At 74.9% G+C, this 20,876-nt stretch carries 12 protein-coding genes; 3 read left to right on the forward strand and 9 right to left on the reverse strand.

What is annotated here, in order from left to right; genetic code table 11:
- Positions 1-224: 224 nt before the first annotated feature.
- The 3 genes from AB0D10_RS28440 to AB0D10_RS28450 all read left to right on the forward strand — a co-directional run bounded on the left by AB0D10_RS28440 (position 225) and on the right by AB0D10_RS28450 (position 2,453).
- Complete coding sequence (locus tag AB0D10_RS28440; protein ID WP_360261798.1) at positions 225-1,310, forward strand: S-(hydroxymethyl)mycothiol dehydrogenase; 1,086 nt, start codon at positions 225-227, stop codon at positions 1,308-1,310.
- Positions 1,307-1,939: an MBL fold metallo-hydrolase gene (locus tag AB0D10_RS28445; protein WP_360261799.1), complete on the forward strand. Its 633-nt coding sequence runs from the start codon at positions 1,307-1,309 to the stop codon at positions 1,937-1,939. The genes AB0D10_RS28440 and AB0D10_RS28445 overlap by 4 nt, the downstream gene beginning before the upstream one ends.
- Before the next feature lie 112 nt (positions 1,940-2,051).
- The gene (locus AB0D10_RS28450) at positions 2,052-2,453 is read left to right on the forward strand and encodes a TIGR03618 family F420-dependent PPOX class oxidoreductase (RefSeq protein WP_360261800.1); all 402 of its coding nucleotides are present in this window, start codon (positions 2,052-2,054) and stop codon (positions 2,451-2,453) included.
- Between the two features lie 128 nt (positions 2,454-2,581).
- Here AB0D10_RS28450 and AB0D10_RS28455 read toward each other — a convergent pair whose 3' ends face one another.
- The 9 genes from AB0D10_RS28455 to AB0D10_RS28495 form a co-directional block, all read right to left on the reverse strand.
- A complete protein-coding gene (locus AB0D10_RS28455) occupies positions 2,582-3,091 on the reverse strand; it encodes a hypothetical protein (protein WP_360261801.1) in 510 nt (169 codons plus the stop codon).
- Positions 3,092-3,096: 5 nt separating this feature from the next.
- Positions 3,097-5,670, reverse strand: a complete 2,574-nt coding sequence (locus AB0D10_RS28460; protein WP_360261802.1) for a penicillin acylase family protein — start codon at positions 5,668-5,670, stop codon at positions 3,097-3,099.
- Positions 5,671-5,783: 113 nt separating this feature from the next.
- Positions 5,784-6,728, reverse strand: a complete 945-nt coding sequence (locus AB0D10_RS28465) for a sterol desaturase family protein (protein WP_360261803.1) — start codon at positions 6,726-6,728, stop codon at positions 5,784-5,786.
- Positions 6,716-7,432: a hypothetical protein gene (locus tag AB0D10_RS28470; protein ID WP_360261804.1), complete on the reverse strand. Its 717-nt coding sequence runs from the start codon at positions 7,430-7,432 to the stop codon at positions 6,716-6,718. Before AB0D10_RS28470 ends, AB0D10_RS28465 begins: the two co-directional genes overlap by 13 nt.
- A 267-nt stretch (positions 7,433-7,699) precedes the next feature.
- Complete coding sequence (locus AB0D10_RS28475) at positions 7,700-8,992, reverse strand: ATP-grasp domain-containing protein (RefSeq protein WP_360261805.1); 1,293 nt, start codon at positions 8,990-8,992, stop codon at positions 7,700-7,702.
- 2 nt (positions 8,993-8,994) lie between these two features.
- Positions 8,995-10,197, reverse strand: coding sequence for an argininosuccinate synthase-related protein (locus AB0D10_RS28480; RefSeq protein ID WP_360261806.1), 1,203 nt, complete (start codon positions 10,195-10,197; stop codon positions 8,995-8,997).
- The gene (locus AB0D10_RS28485; protein ID WP_360261807.1) at positions 10,194-12,056 is read right to left on the reverse strand and encodes an amino acid adenylation domain-containing protein; all 1,863 of its coding nucleotides are present in this window, start codon (positions 12,054-12,056) and stop codon (positions 10,194-10,196) included. The genes AB0D10_RS28480 and AB0D10_RS28485 overlap by 4 nt, the downstream gene beginning before the upstream one ends.
- 72 nt (positions 12,057-12,128) lie before the next feature.
- Positions 12,129-15,257 (reverse strand): amino acid adenylation domain-containing protein, encoded by a 3,129-nt coding sequence (locus AB0D10_RS28490; RefSeq protein WP_360261808.1) that lies wholly within the window; start codon positions 15,255-15,257, stop codon positions 12,129-12,131.
- Complete coding sequence (locus AB0D10_RS28495) at positions 15,254-20,794, reverse strand: SDR family NAD(P)-dependent oxidoreductase (protein WP_360261809.1); 5,541 nt, start codon at positions 20,792-20,794, stop codon at positions 15,254-15,256. Before AB0D10_RS28495 ends, AB0D10_RS28490 begins: the two co-directional genes overlap by 4 nt.
- Positions 20,795-20,876: the final 82 nt, after the last annotated feature.

Genomic DNA, 20,876 nt, shown 5'->3' on the forward strand with positions numbered 1-20,876 from the left:
CGGGTAGGCCTCCGGCATGTGCCGGGTGAGGCGCCGTGAGGTGGCGGAACGTCGGCCCGCCCGCCGGCGGCACGGCCGGTGCGCCGGATCACCCCGCCCGCTCCGCAGGTGGTCGGGGGCGTGGGCGCTACGCTTCGTGGGCAGTGCGCCTGCAGTCCGTCTGCAGGCTGTCGTCGCAGGTCACGCCGGTGCGGAGCGGCACCGGCCGTCGGAGGTGGAATCGGATGGCCCAGCAGGTCAAGGCAGTGATCGCGCGCGCCAAGGGCGCGCCCGTGGAGGTGACCACGATCGTGGTCCCGGACCCCGGTCCGGGTGAGGCGGTGGTCCGGATCCAGGCTTGCGGCGTCTGCCACACCGACCTCCACTACCGGGAGGGGGGCATCAACGACGAGTTCCCGTTCCTGCTCGGCCACGAGGCCGCGGGCATCGTGGAGTCCGTCGGCGAGGGCGTCACCGAGGTCGCGCCCGGCGACTTCGTGGTCCTCAACTGGCGCGCGGTGTGCGGCCAGTGCCGCGCCTGCAGGCGCGGGCGCCCGCAGTACTGCTTCGACACCCACAACGCCGAGCAGAAGATGACGCTGCTGGACGGCACCGAGCTGTCCCCGGCGCTGGGCATCGGCGCGTTCGCCGAGAAGACCCTGGTCGCGGCCGGTCAGTGCACCAAGGTCGACCCGGCGGCCGAGCCGGCCGTCGCCGGCCTGCTGGGCTGCGGCGTGATGGCGGGCCTCGGCGCCGCGATCAACACCGGCAACGTGGGCCGCGGCGACTCGGTCGCCGTCATCGGCTGCGGCGGCGTCGGCGGCGCGGCCGTGATGGGCTCCCGGCTGGCGGGCGCGTCGAAGATCATCGCCGTCGACATCGACGACCGCAAGCTGGAGACCGCCCGCACGCTCGGCGCCACCCACACCGTCAACTCCCGTACCACCGACCCGGTCGAGGCCATCCGCGAACTGACCGGCGGCAACGGCGCGGACGTGGTCGTCGAGGCCGTCGGCCGGCCCGAGACCTACCGGCAGGCCTTCTACGCCCGCGACCTGGCCGGCACCGTCGTCCTGGTCGGCGTGCCGACCCCGGAGATGAAGCTGGAACTCCCGCTGCTCGACGTCTTCGGCCGCGGCGGCGCCCTGAAGTCCTCCTGGTACGGCGACTGCCTGCCCTCGCGGGACTTCCCGATGCTCATCGACCTCTACCTCCAGGGCCGTCTGGACCTGCGCGCCTTCGTCACCGAGACGATCGAGCTCGACGCGGTGGAGCAGGCCTTCGAGCGGATGCACCAGGGCGACGTCCTGCGTTCGGTGGTGGTCCTGTGAGCGCCCCCCGCGTCGACCGGCTGGTGACCGCCGGGACCTTCGAACTCGACGGCGGCAGCTGGGAGGTGGAGAACAACGTCTGGATCGTCGGCGACGACGAGGAGGCGGTGGTGATCGACGCCGCGCACGACGCCGGGGCCATCGAGGCCGCGCTCGGCGGGCGCCGCCTGCGGGCGATCGTCTCCACGCACGCGCACAACGACCACGTCGACGCGGCCCCGGACCTCGCCGACCGGACCGGCGCGCCGATCCTGCTGCACCCGGACGACCTGCCGCTGTGGAAGCTCACCCACCCCGACCGCCTTCCGGACGGCGAACTCGCCGACGGCCAGCGGATCGAGGTGGCCGGCACCGAGCTGACCGTCCTGCACACCCCGGGCCACGCCCCGGGCGCGGTCTGCCTGTACGCGCCCGGCCTGGGCACCGTCTTCACCGGCGACACCCTGTTCCAGGGCGGCCCGGGCGCGACCGGCCGGTCGTTCTCGCACTTCCCGACCATCATCGACTCGATCCGCGAGCGTCTGCTGACGCTCCCGGCCGACACGGTGGTGCGCACCGGCCACGGCGAGCCGACCACCATCGGCGCCGAGGCCCCGGCCCTGCCGGAGTGGATCGCCCGCGGGCACTGACCCGCCGCGGGCGCCGCTCCGCGACGGGTACCGCGCCGTCGCGCGGGACGGCGCGGTACCCGAACGGCCCCCGGGGGCTTGATCGTTCCCCGGGGGCCGTACGATCGCGATCATGGCCCATGACCCGCGCGACCTCGACGACGCCATGCTCGCCTTCTGGCGTGAGCGGCACATCTCCACCCTGACCACCACCCGCCCGGACGGCACGCCGCACGTGGTGCCGGTCGGCGTGACGTTCCAGCCGGAGACGGCGACCGCCCGGGTGATCACCAGCCGTACCAGCCGCAAGGCGCGCAACGTCGCGGAGGCCGGGCCGGAGGGCCTGCGGGTCGCGGTCTGCCAGGTCGACCGGGCGCGCTGGGCGACCCTGGAGGGTGTGGCGGTCGTCCGCGACGAGCCCGAGCAGGTCGCCGAGGCCGAGCGGCGTTACGCCGAGCGGTACCGCCAGCCCCGGGTCAACCCGGACCGCGTGGTCATCGAGATCGCCGTGGACCGCGTGCTCGGCCGCGGCTGAGCCCCGGGCTGCTCCGGAACGGCCGTCCTCGCTTCCGGGAACGGCCGTTCCGCCGTTCGGTGTGGCCCCGTCGGAAGGCCGCCGCCGCGCTCGGGTGAGCGCGGCGGCGGCCTTCGGGGCCGGCGGGGTCAGCGGGCGGGGCGCAGGGCCGCGGTCGCCGTACGGCCGAGCCAGACGCCCAGCAGGGCCTGCAGCAGTCCGAGCAGCAGCGTGACCGCGATGACCAGGGAGGCCAGGGCGGGCAGCCCGGCCAGGGCGGCCACCGTGCGGGCGGTGCCGGCCACGGCCTCCCCGGAGGCGGCGCGCCACACGAGGGGGGCGCCCCAGCCGGCCAGGGCGGCCGCGGTGCCGGCCAGGACGGCGGTGCGGGCGCGCAGAGCGCGGACCGCCGTCGCCGTCCCGATGGCCAGGCCGCTCAGGAACGGCAGGTACCAGAGGCCCCAGAGCGAGCCGACGGCCACCACGGCGGCCGCACCGACCAGTGCGGCGGGGAGGGCGAACCGGACGGCCTCGGGGTCGGCCTCGGGGTCGGCCGCGGGGTCGGACGGGCGGACCGCCTCCTCCTGCGCCGGGCCGTCCTGGGCCGGGCCGTCCGGCGCGGTCCGGTCCGGCGTGGACTGCTTCTGAAGTTCCGTCACGGTGCTCACGCTCCCGGTCGCAGGGTCCACACCTTGGTGGAGGCAGGTTGGTCCGCCGCCATCAGCAGCGGCAGGTTGCGGCCCTCCCACCAGTACGGGACGAAGGTCCGGTACCAGGGCGACGCCGGGTTCTCGCTCTGTCCGCCCGGGTAGACGGCTTGCGCGGTGGCGGTGCCCGGCGCCTTCCAGTCGACCACCATGCGCCAGCTCGGACCGAAGGTGGAGGTCATGCCGCCGTCGGCCGCGTTGACGGTCCAGCGGTCGCCCTCGGCGGGCTTCGGGCCGTAGCCGAGCGCGTCGACGTCGGTCAGCGACGGGATCTGCCGGCTGTGCACGCGGTCCCAGGTCCAGGTCGCCGGGTCGTTGCCGAGGTCCTGGGAGAGTTCGGAGACGGCCTGGGCGAACGCGGTGCGCATGGCGTCGGTGGCGGTGCGGGCCGGCCCGCCGGGCGAGGTGAACGTCGGGTTGGCCGGGTCGCGCAGGGTCCAGGCCTCAAGGTTCTCGTCGAGGCTGGGCAGGGCGCTGGAGACCCTGAGGTAGCGGCGGTCGCGGTCGACCGGCACCTTGGCCTGGTCCCACCAGGGCTGGAAGGTCGTCTCCAGGTAGTCGTTCCAGAAGGTCCACCAGATCGGCCCGCCGGCGACGCCGGGCCGCATGGTGTGGTCCCAGCGGTCGAGCACGTCCAGGGCGGCCTGCTGGCGGGCGTCGAGGGTGGTGCCGGCCAGGGCCTCCTTCAGGTGCGGCACGATGACGGTGGCGAGGTAGTCCGTCACGTCGTTCTGCAGCGCGGTGAAGTCGGCTGCGGTCATCGCCGGGTGGCTCTCCAGGAACTGGTAGATCCGGTTGGCCCGGTAGCCGTTGTCGAAGGCGTTGAGGGAGGTGCCGATGTAGTACGGGTAGTCGGCCGAGACCGGGCGCTGGTTGGCGGTCGCCACCACGTGGTTCGGCGGGTTGTAGGCCTGCGGGGTGGCGTCGTACGGGATGGCGCCGGTCACGTCGTACTCGCCGGTGCCGGGCAGCGGGAACCAGGGGTTGCCGCCCTTGGTCAGCGGGAAGTACCCGGCCGCGACCACGCCGATGTTGCCGCCGCCGTCGGCGTAGGCGAAGTTGAGCGTGGGGGCGTGCCAGTCGGCCAGCGCGGTGCGGAACTCCTGGTAGTCGCGGGCCTTGTTGACGGAGAGCAGGACGGCCAGGTCGGGGGAGGGGATGTTGCCCATCCAGTCGACCGAGGTGGTCTGCCCGGCCCGGGTCAGCACCGGTCCGTGCACCGTGAGGTCGACGGCGAAGTGCTCGGCGTCGCCGCCGCGGACCGGGATGGTGTACTCCACCCGCTCCATCGGGTGCCAGGCGTTGTTCCAGTAGTACTGGCCGGGGTGGTCGGGGCTGGTCTGCTCGCTGTAGAAGACCGTCGACTGGTTCTGCGCGTCCGTCAGGGACCAGGAGATGTCGGCGTTCCGGCCGATCAGCACACCGGGCATGCCGGCCATGCTGGCGCCGGTGACGTTGGTCTCCGGCGAGGAGAGCGCGATCTGGTACCAGTACGACGGCAGGGTCATCGGCAGGTGCGGGTCGCCCGCGAGCATCGCGTTGCCGCCGGCCACCGCCGGGCCGTTGGCGGCCCAGGCGTTGCTGTCCGGGAAGGTGTGGATCTGGGTGGCCGGCAGGGCGCGGATGGTGTCGAGCAGGGTCCGGGCGGCGGTGGCCTCCCCGGCGGGGTCGGACCCGCCGGTGGGCGCGACGGGCGCGGGGCGCGGCTGTGACCGGTTGGCGGCGGTGCGGCCGTCGGGTCCGGCGGTGTTGACGTTGGCGGGCAGCGGCGCGATGCCGAGGTCGCGGTACGGCCCGGGGTCGTACGGCCGCTGGTCGTTGGGCGCGTGGACCGGGAACCAGTCCATGGTGCGCTCCTCGCCGAAGGAGTCGCGGAAGATCGCGTAGTCCAGCGGGGTGCTGGTGAAGTCCATGCTCTGGGTGAGGACTTCCTGGATGACCAGGCTGTCCACCGGGGTCCAGTCGGACGGGTAGACGCCGGTGAGGGAGAAGATCGCCGGCCACTGCCCGTTGTGGCGCAGCTCGGAGATCCAGGCGTTGACCCCGCGCGTGTAGCCGGTGAGGGCGCGGCCCGCCGGGCTGTCGGGCGGGGTGGCGGCCCACTCGGCCTCGGCGGTGCGCAGGAGTCCCATCTGCAGCTCGAAGCGGTCGGATTCGAGGCTCGCCGGGCCGTTGAGCTCGGCGAGGCGGCCGCGGCCCGCGCGTCGTTCCAGGTCGAGCTGGGCGAGCCGGAACCGGGCGTGCAGGTAGCCCTGGGCCTGGAACAGGTCGGTGTCGGAGGCCGCCTTGACGGTGGGGACGCCGTTGTCGTCGAAGGCGACCGTCACCGGGGCGTCCAGGCCGGCCAGGGCGAGGGTCTCGGTGTGGGGGAGTTCGGCGCCGGCCGCGGAGTCCCACACCCCGGCCCCGGGGACGAGTGCGGTTCCGAGGGCGGGGACCGGCCCGATACCCAGCGCGAGCAGCGCCAGGACCAGGCCGGAGACGACGGCTGCCGCCACCGCGTGGGTGGCTGTGCGTATTCGCCGCGGCAAGTTGACTCCAGAGGTGCGAGGTTGAGCGGATGTGCGGTGGGGGAGGGGCGGCGGTCTCACACGTCGGTGACGAACCGGGCCACGAAGGAGACCCGGATGTCCGCGCGCATCGGTCAGGCGGCGCCGGCGCCGTGTCGGACCGGATCGGTACCGGCCACCGCATCGGGCGTGCGCGCCGGAAGTTTGGACCACCGGAACGGAGCCAGCAGGAGGCCCAGGTAGGAGTCGGGCAGCCGGACGTCGTCGGCGAGGCCGATGTCCTCGGGGGGAATGCGGTCGGCGGGCAGGAGGAAGGTTCCGAACAGCAGGTCCCAGATGACGACCTTGCCGCCGAAGTTGTTGTTCGCTTCGCGCATGTTCCTGGAGTGGTGCCAGCGGTGCTGCTCCGGGCCGGGCACCAGGTAGTTCAGCGGGCCAAGGCGGACATCCATGTTGGAGTGCATGGTGACGCCGTGGCAGTTGTAGAAGGTGAGCAGGATGATCAAGCCCGAGATGCTGTGCAGGGTCCACCCGGTGAGGGCCAGTGGGAAGACGATCGCCACGTCGTCGAGGAAGAAGTCGATCGGGTGGAACCGGGCCGAGTTGAGCCAGTAGAGCCGCTCCGAGCTGTGGTGCACCGCGTGAAAGCGCCAGAAGAACCCTGCACTGTGGATCCAGCGGTGCATCCAGTAGTAGAAGAACTCTCCGACGAGGAGCGCCAGTGCGGCCTGGGCGACGGGGGGCCAACTCGTGGGCCACAGCGTGCTGTCCAGTTCGTTCGAGAGCAGGACGGAGCCGCCGAACAGCACCGACAGGAACAGCGGCTCGATCAGCCGGGCGACCACCAACAGGGCCACGAGGCTGGAGGTGGCGTCCGTGACCACGTCGTTGCGCGAGCGGTTCCATCCCTCGTAGAACGGCTGGACCCGCTCCAGCACGGCCACGTACACCGAGGCGAAGACCGTGACCATCGGCACGATCGCCCACTGCGGGAAAGAGGTGTCGACCAGCGAGATCGCTGCGCCGAGGGTCAGCACCATGAGAACCGGGTAGCTGAAATAGCGGATCACGAGACGCACGGTTCGTCCACCTTTCTGCATTCTCTGTGGATGTTCCTTTGCCATACCCGCAACGGCCCCAGCGAGTGGAAACCGTTCGCTGTCGCAGCTGCCAGCTGAGCACCTCGTTCGTAGCCGACTAGGTCGACTCCGGGCACCTCCCGCGCAGCGCAGGACACGAGGCCGGCCCAGCTCGATTCCGCCTCTCCGGCCGGACCGAAGACATTCGACACCCCCGCCACGCCGTGGCTGATGTGCAGAACGGCTCCGGATTCCAGCCGGTCGCCGGAGAATCCACCGACGATGATCACTCGGTCATCACGGAGAAGTGATTCGGGAAATTCCCCGGAGGATTCCTCCGAACCGGATCGTGCCTTCTCCCACTGTCGCAGGTCGTCGATATCAGTGATACGCATCCACTGGCATCCTGCCCGCGCAGCCGGAGCCGGGCGGTGTATCCATTCCGCCTCGAAGAGGATTCCGTAATCGTCGGGCAGGAGGTCCAGGGAGGCGAAACTGTCCTTGACTGACATTGCTCCCTGTGATTCGCCTCGCAGTGCCTCGCGGACGTCGGCACCGGAGACGGACGGACTCAGGGTCACCAGGTTGGGATAGTAGGCGAGGTTGTTCTGCGGATTGACCCATGCGAGGTCCGACAGCTCTCCAGGACGACCGTGCGCCTGACACATCGCCTCGCACCAGGACGCGTTGTTCCGCGCGGCCAAGGCAATGACCGCAGGCGCTGCCTGGCAGCAGTGGACCTGTCGCTTTGTTCCCATTCCCATCCCCTCTGCCCTCCATCACTCGGCCGAATCATTGCTCCGCGGTGATAATAAGGACGGTCGAATTCGAAGAAATGATTGCACGCTGAAAGTGGCCACGTCAAGATCTTGGACTTGCGGCGGGTGTTGAATTCGGCTATTTCGAAGCCTGGTTCCGGTAAGGCAATGGCTTTCGGCGAGAATTCGATCCGCCGTGGGCCCGCCCCGGGCTCAGGTCCAGAAGGCGTCCATCCGGCGGTGGATGCCCTCGACGGTGGCCCGCAGTGCGGCGTGGTCGGCGGTGGAGCCGTAGACCGTCCCGATCAGCCACTCGGTGCCGGCCCGCCAGTTCGCCCGCCAGGACGGGTCGATCCGGGCGTCCACCAGGTCCACCCCGGGGACGGCCTGGAGGTCGTCGACCAGGTCGCCGCCGCCGGGGGCGAGCCCGTCGGCAGGCGGGGAGAGGAAGTACTGGAAGGCCACGGCGGGGCAGTTCGCGCCGAGGCCGAGCACCGGCTCGGGCGGGGCGAACCCGCCGAGGGCGAGCCGGAGGGCGAGGGCGAGCAGGTCGGTGCCGGCCGAGCGCTTGAGGACGTCCGAGACGTGGCCGCCCAGGCGCCCGTTGACCTCGATCAGCCGCGGCCCGTCGGGGGTGAACTTGATCTCGGTGTGGGTGACGCCCTCGCGGATGCCGAGGGCCCGCAGCGCGCTCTGTTCCAGGGCCACGACCTCCTCGGCCAGGCCGTCGGGGAGCAGGGCCGGGGTGAAGTAGCCGGTCTCCCGGAAGGGGTGGGCCAGCGGGAGCTTGCCGGTGACCGCGACGGTGCGGATCTCGCCGCCGCTGATCGCGGACTCGATCGAGACGTAGTCGCCCCAGAACTCCCCCACCACGGTGGGGTCGCTCACCAGGTACTCCTCCAGCACGAACACCGCGGGATCGGCCGAGTCGCCGGTGAACTCGGCGTACCGGTCGGCCAGTTCGGCGGCGTCGCGGACCAGGCAGGTGTCCACGCTGCCGGCCCCCGAGCGGGGCTTGAGGACGGCGGGCAGGCCGGTCGCGGCCAGCGCCGGTCCGAGGTCGGCGGCGGAGCGCACCGTCCGGCAGGCGGTGGCCTGCACCCCGGCCGCCGCCAGCGCCTCGCGCTGGCGGAACTTGTCGACCAGGACCTCCACGGTGGCGCGGTCGTGGAACGGCACGCCGCACTGCTCGGCCACGGCCGCGGCCGTGCGGAGCAGGCCGTCACTGAAGGTGATCACGCCCGAGATGCCGAACCCGGCCGCCCGGTCGCACAGTTGCTCCTCGGTCAGGCCGGCGGTGTCGACCACGGTGGCCGACTTCGGCAGCGCGGCCAGGTCGGCGGCCGTCCTCGGGTCGCCGAGGTCGCCGAAGAAGACCACCGTGCACACCCGGCGCGCGGCGGTCAGGACTCCGCGCGGAGTCGCCGAGCCCCGGCCGTAGACGACCAGGAGGACCGGCGGGGCCGGGGCGGCGGAGGGGGTGCCGGTCGGGTCGGAAGGTGCCACGGTCAGTGCTCCTGCGGGGGGTTCGGGGTGAACGCGGCCCGCTCGGCGGCGACGGACCGGTGCTCCCAGGCCTCCCGGTCGCGCAGGTAGCGGGGGCGCTCGGCGACGATGGCGCGGGTCTCGGCCGAGCCGGCCGACAGCCGCCAGCGGACCGAGCCGGTGACGCGCGCCGAGCAGACCTCGATGAACGACTGGCTGGCCTCGCGCAGTTCGCCGAACCAGCGGCCCTCCAGGGCCTCGCGGACCCACAGCTGCTCCTGGTGCATCTTCTCCCGCAGCAGCTCGGCCGAGAGGGTGGCCGTCTCCAGGTGGCGGCGCGAGCGCAGCAGCAGCCAGGCGGCGGGCATCTCGCGGATCTCCAGCACCTTCGGGCCGTGACCCAGGTGCTCCAGCCCGCTGTAGCGGCCCAGTCCGTGGGCGCCGACCGCGTGGTTGAGGGTGTCGATCAGTTCGACCAGCGGCAGCCGCCGGCCGTCCACCGCGACGGGCCGGCCGGCCTCGAAGGCGACCTCGACCGTCTCCGGGGCCTCGGCGGGGCGCAGCGCGCTCCACCGGTAGAGCGCCTCGGGCACGGCGTGGTCCTCGGGGTCGTCGAGGATCCCCGACTCGAACTCCCGGCACCACAGGTTGGAGTCGCCGCTGACCAGCCGCTCGCTGAGCTGCTCCAGGCCGGCCTCCTTGAGCTCGCGCATCTTCTGGTCCCGGTCCACCGGGTCCAGGTCGTACGGGCTGCCGTAGCGGCCGGTGAAGCCGAGCAGGTCGAGGGCGCCGTTGAGCCGGCGCAGCGTGTTCTGGGAGCGGTTGGCGGTGTGCAGCACCGTGGTGGCGCCGAGTTCGCGGGCGGTCCGGACGGCGACCTCGGCGATCAGCGGGCGGCTGAGCGTGGAGCTGACGGGGTGGGTGTCGAGGTAGACGGCGTGCGCGGCGATGGCCGGGCGGACGAAGTCCTCGGCGAACTCCCGTCTGCCGTCGACCAGGTGGAGCCGGATGCCGAGCCGGTCGGCGATCCGCTGCTTGTGCTCGCTGCTCTCGTCCTCGCCGAGGTCGACGCTGACGGCGTGGACGTTGCGGGCGCCAGCCCGTACCAGGCGGTGCAGCAGGTAGCTGCTGTCCAGCCCGCCGCTGAACAGGGTGACGACGGGGGCGGACGGGTCGCGGGCGATCGCGTCGAGCTCGGCGAAGGAGCGCAGGACCTGGGACGTCATCGGGCCGACACCTCCACGCCGTGCTCGGCCAGGGCGGCGGTGAAGCCCGCCACCGTCGGTTCGTCGAACGCCAGGTCCATCGGGACCTCGGTGCCGAGCAGCGCCTCCAGTTTGCGGACGGCGCGCACCACCTTGAACGAGTCGCCGCCGATGTCGAAGAAGTCGTCGTCCGGGCCGATCGCGGGCAGCCCGAGGACCTCGCACCACACGCCGGTGACCACGGTGGCCAGGCTGTCGCCGTCCGCCGCCCGCGGTCCGGCGGCGGGGTCGGTGCCGGTGGCGTCGGCGGTCGCGGTGGGGCCGGCGGTGGGCAGCACCTCCCCGGCGCGCGCGGTCAGCAGGGTGCGGTCCAGCTTGCCGTTGGCCGTCAGCGGCATGGCGTCCAGGGTGGTGAACGCCGCCGGGACCATGTACGAGGGCAGCGCGCCGCGCAGCGCCTCGCGCACGGCGGCCGTGACGGGCGCGGGCTCGGCGCCGGCCTCGACGACGAGGAAGCCGACCAGCCGGGCGTCGCTGCCCTTGCCGTGGGCGACCGCCGCGGCCTGCCGGACCCCGGGCACGGCCAGGGCGGCGGACTCGATCTCGCCCAGTTCGATCCGGTAGCCGCGGATCTTCACCTGGAGGTCGACCCGGCCGAGGAACTCCAGGCCGCCCACCGGGTGGGTGCGCACCAGGTCGCCGGAGCGGTAGAGCGGTCCGGAGCCGTCGCCGAGGTGGTCCGGGACGAAGCGCTCCGCGGTGAGCTCGGGGCGGTTCAGGTAACCGAGGGCCAGGCCCGGGCCGCCGATGTAGAGCTCGCCGGGTTCGCCGTCCGGTACGGGCTTGCCGTCCTCGTCCAGGATCCACAGGGTGGTGTCCTCGATCGCGGGGCCGATGTAGACGGCGTCGAGGTCCGGGTCGCGCGGGGGTACCCAGGCGGTGCAGTAGATGGTGCACTCGCTCGGCCCGTAGAGGTTGGTGAGCGGCGCGGTGGACTGCGCGTGGAAGCGGCGGACCAGCTCGGGGGCGAGCGGCTCGCCGCCGGTGAGGACGCGCCGCAGGCCGTCGAAGCGCTCCTCGGGCCCGCGGGCCAGCAGGAACAGCTCCAGCAGCGAGACGACGCAGTAGAAGATCGTGATGTCGGCCGAGCGGATGGTCTCGGCGAGGTAGTCGGCGTCGCGCTGGCGGCCGGGGGCGGCGATGACGACGGTGGTGCCGGTGATGAGCGGCCAGTACACCTCGATCAGGAACATGTCGAAGCTGCACGCGGTGTGGTGCAGCATCCGGTCGTCCGGGCCGAGGCCGTGGCCGCGCTGGAGCGCCCGCAGGCGGGTGGTCACCGCGCGGTGCGGGATCAGCGAGGCCTTCGGGCGGCCGGTGGAGCCGGAGGTGTAGATGACCACCGCGGGCTGCTCGGCCAGGTCGTCCGCGGGCTCGAACGGGACGGCCGGTTCGGCCGCCGCGCACTCGGCGACGGTGACCACCTCGGTGGCGAGGTCCTCGGGGAAGCGGGCGCGCAGTTCGGGGGTGGTGATCAGCAGCCGGGGCCCGCAGTCGGCCAGCATGTCGAGGGTGCGGGCCACCGGGTCGTTGACGTCGAAGGCGACCTGGGCGGCGCCGGCCAGGACGACCCCGGTCACGGCGATCACGAAGTCGGCCGAGCGCTCCAGGTAGACCGCGACCCGCTCGCCCGGGCGCACGCCACGCTCCCGCAGCAGGGAGGCGACCCGCACGGTCCGGTCCCTGAGTTCGCCCGCGGGCAGCACCCGGTCGCCGTCGACGACGGCGGGGTGCGCCGGGTCGGCGTCCCACCGGGACAGCAGCAGGGTGTCGAGCCGGCGTTCGCCGTCGTCGAGAAGGGTGGCCGTAGTGCTAGCCATGGCGGTTCTTGTCCAATCGGTGGGGTCGGTGCGGGGGCGTCCCGGCCGGGGCCGGCCGGGACACCGGGCGGGTCACTGGTCGGCGTCGTCGAGGGCCGGGCCGAGGGCCGCGGTCAGCTCGCGGACCGTGGCCGCGTCGAAGAGCAGCTCGATGTCGAGCGAGCGGTCGAGTTCGGTCTCCAGGCGGGAGACCAGCCGCAGGGCGCGCAGCGAGTCGCCGCCCAGCTCGAAGAAGTCGTCGTCCGGGCCGACCTCGGGCAGGGCCAGGACCTCGCGGAACAGCCGGGCGACCAGCGCCTCGTGGTCGGTCGCGCCGGCGGGCCGGTCGGCGGGCCCGGCCTCGCCGGCGAGCGCCGCCGGGGTGGGCAGGGCGAGCAGGTCGGTCTTGCCGGCCGGGGTGAGCGGCAGTTCGGCGAGGACGGTGACCGCCTCGGGGACCATGTAGGAGGGCAGCGAGCGGCGCAGCCCGGCCTGGAGCCCGGGGGTGTCGAGCGGGGCGTCCCGGTCGGCGGGCACCACCCAGGCGACCAGGCGGCCCTCCCGGACGGCGACCGCGGCGGCCGCCACGGTGGGCAGGGCGAGCAGCACCTGCTCGATCTCGCCGGGCTCGATCCGGTAGCCGCGCAGCTTGAGCTGGCGGTCCATCCGGCCGAGCAGTTCGATCCGGCCGTCGGGCAGGCGGCGGGCGTGGTCGCCGGTGCGGTACATCCGGCCGCCGGTGAACGGGTCGGTGACGAACCGCTCCGCCGTCAGCTCGGGCCGCTGCCAGTAGCCCTGGGCCACGCCGTCGCCCCCGATGCACAGTTCGCCGACGCAGCCGACCGGCAGCAGCCCGCCGTCCACGGTGTCCAGCACGTGCAGCACGGTGTTGGAGATCGGGCGGCCGACGGTGACCCGGGTGGTGTCGGCGGTGATCGGCTCGACGCTGGAGTACACGGTGGTCTCGGTCGGCCCGTACATGTTCCACACCGACGCGCCGCGCTCGGCCAGCGGCGCGGCGAGGTCCGCCGGGAAGGCCTCGCCGCAGCTGTAGAGCCGGGGCCGGCCGGCGCCCTGCCAGTCGGAGTCCAGCAGCGCCCGGTAGCGGGAGGGGGTGGCCTGCAGCGCGGTGATGCCGTGTTCCACGACGTAGCGGTCGAGCTCGCGGCCGCTCAGGCCGAGGGCCTGGCCGCCCACGTGGACCGTCCCGCCGACGGCGAGCGGCACCAGCAGTTCGGCCAGCGAGGTGTCGAAGCCGAGCGTGGTGAGGGCGAGGAAGCGGGTGTCGGCGTCGAGGCCGGGGTGGCGGCGGGCCAGGCTGTCCACCAGGTTCGCCAGTGCCCGGTGGCCGACGGCGACGCCCTTGGGGCGTCCGGTGGAGCCCGAGGTGAACATCAGGTAGGCGAGCCCGTCCGGGTCGGCGCCGGGGAGGGCGCCGGCCGGCTCGGGCGTGGGGGCCGGGGCGGCGGGGTCGAGCGCGGCGAGGTCGAGGACGGTGCCGTCCCAACCGGCCAGGGCGGGCAGGCCGGCGGCGTCGGCGAGCACCACGGCCGGCGCGGCGTCCGCCAGGACGAGGCCGATCCGCTCCACCGGGTGGGCCGGGTCGAGCGGGACGAACGCGGCCCCGGCCCGGGCGACCGCCAGCATCGCGGTCACCAGGTCGGCGCCGCGGCCCAGGCAGATGCCCACCCGGTCGCCGGGCCGCACGCCGTGGCCGACCAGCCGGTGGGCCAGGGCGTCGGCCCGCAGGTCCAACTCCCGGTAGCCGTAACGGTTCTGCTGGTCGATGACGGCCGGGTGGTCGGGCCGGGTGCGGACCGCGCCGTCGATCAGCCCGGCCAGCAGGGCGGCGGGCTCGGTGCGGTCGATCTCGCTGCCGTTCCAGGTGTCCAGCTGCCGGGCGCGGACCGCCTCGGGGACGGCCAGCAGCTCCCCGACGGCACGGCCGGGCCCGGCGGCGAAGCGGCCGAGCACCGCGACGACGTGGTCGAGCAGCGCCCGGGCCTCCTCCGGGGTGATCCGGCCGGCGTCCACCACCGCCTGCAGCTGCATCTCCGTCGCGGCCCGGACGACCAGGGTGACCGGGTAGTTGGTCCGGGTCTCGTAGCGGACGTCGCTGACCGTGACCGCGCCGTGGGAGAGCACCGCCTCGGTCCGGTCGGGGTAGTTCTCGACCACCACGACGGTGTCGAAGAGCGGCACGCCGGGGGCGGTCTCGGCCCAGCGCTGGATGTCGGTCAGCGCGGTGTGCTGGTGGTCCAGCACGGGGTGGCGGGTGGCGGCGTGGGCGGCCAGCCAGGCGTCGCCGGGCAGCTGTCGGTCGATCCGCACCCGGACCGGGACGGTGTTGATGAACATCCCGAGCATCCGGTCCGCCCGGTCGAGGTCGACCGGGCGCCCGGAGACGGTCACGCCGACCACCACGTCGTCGCGGCCGCTGTGGCGGGCGACCGTTCCCGCCCAGGCCGCCTCGACCAGACCGCTGAGCGTGGTGGCGTTGACGGCGGCCAGGCGCCGCAGCGCGGTGAGGGTCTCCGTGGGAAGCTCCGCCCGGACGGTCAGGAACTCGCCGGACGGCTTGGCGCCCGGACGCGTCCCGGGCAGGCTCAGTGCCGCCGGCTCGCGGTAGCCCGCCAGGTAGTCGGTCCAGAACGCCCGGTCGCGGTCCGGCTCCTGACGGCCCAGCCAGGCGATGTAGTCGCGGAAGGCGGGCGGCGCGGGCAGCTCGACGGCGCCGTCGGACAGCCCGGCGGTGACCTCGGCCAGCAGCAGCGCGGCGGACCAGCCGTCCAGCAGCAGGTGGTGGTAGGTCCACACCACCAGGTGCTCGCCGGGCAGACGCAGCACCAGCAGCCGCATCAGCGGCGGCCTGGTCAGGTCGAAGCGCTCGCGGGCGCGCTGCTCCAGCTCCTCGGCGACGGCCGCCTCGCGGGCCGCCGAGTCCAGGCCGGTCAGGTCGCGGAACTCGATCGGCAGGTCCGCCTTCGGCAGCACCACCTGGTGCGGGGTGCGGATCCGTTCCCGGACGAAGGCGGTGCGCAGCACCGGGTGCCGGGCGATCGCCCGCTGCCAGGCGGCGCCCAGCTCGGCGAGGTCCAGCTCGCCGTGCACCCGGAAGGTGGTCAGCTCGACGTACAGGCCGTGCTCGGGGGAGGTGGTGCTGTGGTAGAGCATCCCCTCCTGGGTGGGCGAGAGGGGGTAGATGTCCTCGATGTCGTTCACTTGGTGTCCTCTCCTGACCGGAACAGGGCGAATACCCGGGCCAGGTCGTCTGCGCTGAGGTCCGCGTCCGAGAAGGCCTCGCGCGTCCCCTGCGACGGGGCGGGGGCGGGCGCGGCGGGAGCGGTGGGCGGGGCTGGGGTGTCGGGCGCGGGCGCGGCGGCCGGTTCGCGGTCCGCGCGGAGCCGGGCGGCGAGCTGTCCGACGGTGGGGTGGGCGAAGAGGTCGCCGGGGGAGACGGCCATTCCGAGCCGCTGGAGTTCGGAGGTGATCTGGACGATCAGCAGGGAGTCGCCGCCGAGCTCGAAGAGGCTGTCCTCGGGGCCGATGCCGGGCACGCCCAGCAGGCGGGACCAGACCGCGGCGATCCGCTCCTCCAACCCCTCGGGGCCGGCCGGCCCGGCCTCCGGCGGGGCGGCCGTGGTCGTGGCGGTCGCGGCGGCGGTCGGCGGCGTGGTGCGTCCGGCCGCGCGGGGGCTGACCAGGACGTGCGGGAGGTGACGGTTGGCCAGGATCCGGTCGAGCGCCAGCAGGCCCTCCCGGGTGGGGATCCCGCCCTGCTCGGGCTCGACGGCCCGCCCGGCCCCGTCGGCACCGGCGGCCGCGCCGTCCGGGCCGGAGGCCGGGGCCGGACGCAGCACGAAGCCCTCGACCAGCACGCCCGGCGTGCCGTCCGGACCGGCGACGACCACGTCGACGACCAGCGTGCCGCCGGCCCCGGCCGCACCGGAGCGGCGCAGCACCCGGACCACGGCGTCGGGGCCGAGCGGGCCGAGCACCACCAGCCGCCGGTACGCCACCGGCAGGTGGCTGCCGGTGCGGGCGGTGACGGCGCCGGTGGCGGTGTCCAGCAGCGCGGGGTGCAGCGGGTGCGCCGCCAGGTCGCCGTGGAACGGCTCGGGCAGGCGCAGCCGCAGCATCGCCTCGCCCTGGTCCCCGCTCTCACGGACCTCCGTGACGCTCTCCCAGCGCGGCCCGGTGCGCAGCCCGCTCGCCCCGCCGGGCCGCGGTCCGGCGGACGGCGCGACGGCGGCGCAGCGTTCCGCGAGCCCGTCGAGGTCGAGGCGCTCGGGGGCGGTGCCCGAGTGGGGCGCGATCCGGCCCTGGGCGTGCGGCCTGGACGGTACGGCGCTGGAGCGGACCTCCCACAGGTGCCCGCCGTCGGGCGCCGGCCGCAGCCGCAGGGTCACCTCCGGCGGCTGGTCGGCGGGCATCCGCAGCGGGTGGGTGAAGACCGCGTCCAGTTCGACCGGCCCGTCCCCGAGTACCGACCGGTGGCCGGCGACGGCGAGTTCGAGCAGCGCCGTGCCGGGCAGCACCGGGACGTCGCCGATCCGGTGCTCCTCGGCGGGCCAGCGGGTCTGCGCGCTGCGGCGCATCCGCAGCTCCACCGTCCCGTCCGGCTCGGTGCGGCGGGCGTCGAAGAGGGCGTGGTCGAGGGCCTCGCCGCCGTCGAGCCAGTCGCGCAGGCCGGAGCGGACCGCCATGCCGGTCTGCGACCAGCGGTCCCAGCCGATCGACACCGCCGCCCGGGTGCCGGTGGCGAAGCTGTCCAGGAAGGCGTTGGCCCCGGTGTAGTCGGCCTGGCCGACCGCGCCGGTGACCGCCAGCGCCGAGGAGCAGAGCACCAGCAGCGGCCGGTCACGGGCCGTCAGCCGCTCCAGCAGGACGGTCCCGAGCACCTTGGGGGCGAGCACCCGCGCCATCTCCGCGGGGCCGCGCAGCGCCGTGACGCCGCCGCCGGGCACCCCGGCGGCGTGCACCACCCCGGCGATCGGGCCGTATGCGGCCCGCACCCGGTCGAGCGTGGCGGCCAGCGCGGCCTCGTCGGTGACGTCGGCCTGGGCGAGGCAGAGCCGGGCGCCGTGCGCGGTGAGTCCGGCGAGGGCCGCGGCCAGCTCCGGCGGGCAGCTCGCGGCGGGCGCCGCGCCCTCGGGGCGCAGGCTGTGCCAGCCCTCGCCGTCGGGCACCGCGCGCCGGGTGAGCAGGACAAGGGTCCGGCCGGCGTCCTCGGCGAGTCGGCCGGCCACGGCCAGGCCGATCCCGCCGAGGCCGCCGGTGACCAGCCACGGGCCGGTCGGCGGGGCCGTCCGCGGGGCGGCCGGATCGGTCAGGACGGGACGGTCCGGGGCGGGCACCAGGTGGGCGCGGCCGCGCACGGCGGTCAGCGGCGCCGGGGCGTGCTCGGAGCACAGCTGCGCCACCACGGTCTCCGCCGCGAGCGCCAGGTCGGCGGGCTCCCGGGACGGGCAGTCGAGGTCGAGTGTCTGCGCGGTGAGCCCGGGCACCTCCTGGGGCAGCACCCGGACCGCGCCGAGCCCGGCGGCGGCCTGCGGGGTGCGCGCGGGCTGCCCGTGGACCCCGTGCGCGGCGTCGGTGACCAGCAGCATCCGAAGCGGCCGGCCGGGGAAGGCCTCGCCGAGGGCCCGGGCCAGCTGGACCGGGACGGTCAGCGCGCGCAGCGCGCCGTCGGCCGCCTCGCCGGGGGTGGCCCGCTCCAACGGCGGCTCGTCCAGGGCGAGGCAGGACACCACGGCGTCCGGCGGGGTGCCGCGCTCGGCCAGGGCGGCGGCCAGCGCCGGGAAGGCGGCGGGGTCGTCGGGGTCGAGGGCGAACGGCGCGTCGGCGGCGGTGGACGCCCCGCCGGGGGCGTGGACCAGGGTGACCCGGGCACCGGCGGCGGCGAGCCGCTCGGCGACCGGACCGGCGAGGCCGGAGGCGTCGGCGAGCAGCAGTACGGACGACGGGACGGGCCCGGTGCCGGCCGGCGGGAGGGCCGGGGTCCAGGACAGGACGTGCAGCCAGGAGTCCACGTCGTCGGGGGCGGTGGGCGCCGGGGCGGCGGACAGGGCGGCCACGGCCGGGGCGGCGGGCAGGGCGTCCTCGACGGGCTCGAACCAGTGCCGGACGGGCTCGAACGGGTAGCCCGGCAGCGAGGCGTGCCGGCGCCCGGCCCGCTCGCCGACGGCGGACCAGTCGACCTCGGCGCCCCGCTCCCACAGCCGGGCCAGCGCGGTGAGCCGCGCGGGTGGTCGCGGCGCCCCGGCCGGGGTGGGCTCCAGGGAGGGCAGGGCCGGCCGGTCGGTGCCCAGGGTGCGGACGGCGAAGCCGCTGAGGCCCCGGCCGGGGCCGAGCTCCAGGAGCGGCCCGTCGCCCGGCAGCGCGGCGAGCGCGTCGGCGAACCGGACGGTGTGCCGCAGCTGGCGCGCCCAGTACTCCGGCGAGACGGCCTCCTCGGCGGTCAGCTCACGCCCGGTCAGACCGGAGACGACCGGCAGCGCGGGCGCCTGGGCCGGCACGGAGGCCACCAGCCGCGCGAACTCCGCGAGCAGCGGTTCGGCGTCCCGGGAGTGGAAGGCGTGCCGGACGGCCAGCGGCCTGGCCGTGACGCCGCGTTCGGCCAGCCGCCCGGCCAGCCGCGACACCGCGTCGGGGGCACCGGCCACCACGCAGCGGTCGGGCGCGTTGACGGCGGCCGGTTCGAGGCCGTCCGGGCCGTCCAGGAACGCGCGCAGCTCCTGCTCGGGCAGCGGGACGCTCAGCATCGCGCCGGGCGCCATGGTGCCCATCAGTCGGCCGCGTTCGGCCACCAGCCGGGCCGCGTCGGGCAGTTCGAAGACCCCGGCGGCGCAGGCGGCGGCGAACTCGCCGACGCTGTGCCCGGCCAGCGCGACCGGACGGACGCCGAGCGCCGTCCACCACTCGGTGAGGGCGTGCTCCACGGCGAACAGGGCCGGCTGGGCGACCTCGGTCCGGTCGAACAGGTCCGGGTGGGCCGGGTCGAGCAGCAGGGCGCGCAGCGGCGCGGCGGTCCACGGGCGCAGGGCCTCCAGGCAGCGGTCCAGCGCGGCGCGGAAGACCGGCTCGGTGCGGTACGGCTCCGCGGCCACGCCCGGGCGGCCCGCGCCCTGGCCCGGGTAGAGGAAGGCGACGTCCTGGCCGTGGCCGACGGCCCGGACGGCGCGCGAGCGCACCTCCTGGCCGGCGCCGGCCAGGACGGTGCGGCGCCACGGGTGGTGCCTGCGCCTGGTCTGCAGGGTGAAGGCGGCGTCGGCCGCCGTGGGCGCGGCGGGGGCGGCCAGCGCGGCGCCGAGCCGCTCGGTGGCCCGGTCGAGCGCCCGCTCGGTGCGGGCGGTCACCGGCAGCAGCTCCCACGCGGCCGGTGCGGCCGACCCGGAAGTCAACACCGGCGCGGCGGATACGGCCGGCAGCGGCGGCGCGTCCTGGAGGACCAGGTGGGCGTTGGTGCCGCCGATGCCGAAGGAACTGACCCCGGCGATCCGGGCGCCGTCCGGGCCGGTCCACGGCTCGGCCTCGGTCAGCACCCGGAACAGGCCCGGGTCCAGCTCGGGGCTGGGGCTCTCGAAGTGCGCGGTCGGCAGCAGCGTGCGGTGCTGCAGGGCCAGCACCGTCTTGATCAGCCCGGCCATCCCGGCGCAGGTGTCCAGGTGGCCGACGTTGGACTTGACCGCGCCGAGCACTCGGCGGGAGTCCGGCGCATCCCCGAACACCCGTGCCAGCGCGGCGAGTTCGATCCGGTCGCCGAGCGCAGTGCCGGTGCCGTGCGCCTCGACGCAGGAGACCTCGCCGGGCGCGACCCCGGCCACCGACTGGGCCGCCGCGATGACCCGGACCTGGCCGTCCAGGCTGGGCGCGGTGAAGCCGACCTTGCGGTTCCCGTCGTTGTTGACCGCCGAGCCGAGCAGGACGGCCCGGACGGTGTCCCCGTCGGCGACCGCGTCGGCCAGCCGCTTCAGCACCACCACGCCGACGCCGCTGCCGAAGACCGTGCCGGTCGCGGCGGCGTCGAACGGACGGCAGTGGCCGTCGGCGGAGAGGATCCCGCCCTCCGCGTGCAGGTAGCCGAGCCCCTGGCCGACCCCGGCGGAGACGGCGCCGGCCAGCGCCACGTCGCACTCGCCGCTCAGCAGCGCCTCGGCCGCCAGGTGGACCGCGACCAGCGCGGAGGAGCAGGCGCTCTGCACGCTCAGGCTCGGGCCGGTGAGGCCGAGCCGGTAGGAGGTCTGGGTGGCGAGGTAGTCCTTGTCGCCCGCGGCCAGCCACTGGACCTCGGCCCGGTCGGCCAGGTGGGCCGCGCGGGGCAGCAGTTGGTGCGTCAGGTAGGAGTTGAAGCCGGCTGAGGCGTAGACACCGACGCCGCCCTCGACCCGGTCGGTCGACTGCCCGGCGTCCTCCAGCGCGGTCACCGCGCACTGCAGGAACAGCCGGTGCTGGGGGTCCATCAGCTCGGCGTCGCGGGGCGGGATGCCGAAGTACTCGGCGTCGAACTCCGCCAGGCCGTCCAGCACGCCGCCGGCCCCGACGAAGCGGGGGTCGGCGAGCCGTTCGGCCGGGACGCCCAGGGCCGCCAGCTCCTCGGCGGTCCGGAAGGTGATGCTCTCCCGGCCCGCGACCAGATTGGCCCAGAAGGTCCCGGCGTCGGGGGCGCCGGGGAACCGGCAGGCCAGGCCGGTGACGGCGATCGCGTCCGGCAGGTCCGGCGGCGTGGTGGCCGGGCCGCCGGGGGCGTGGGTGGACATCGGAGTTCTCTCCTTACGGGGTGGTGATGCGACGCGGCTCACGGGGCCGGCGGCCGGTCCGGGCACGGGGTGCCGGGACCGG

The sequence above is a fragment of the Kitasatospora sp. NPDC048545 genome (assembly GCF_040651155.1).
Taxonomy (GTDB): Bacteria; Actinomycetota; Actinomycetes; order Streptomycetales; family Streptomycetaceae; genus Kitasatospora.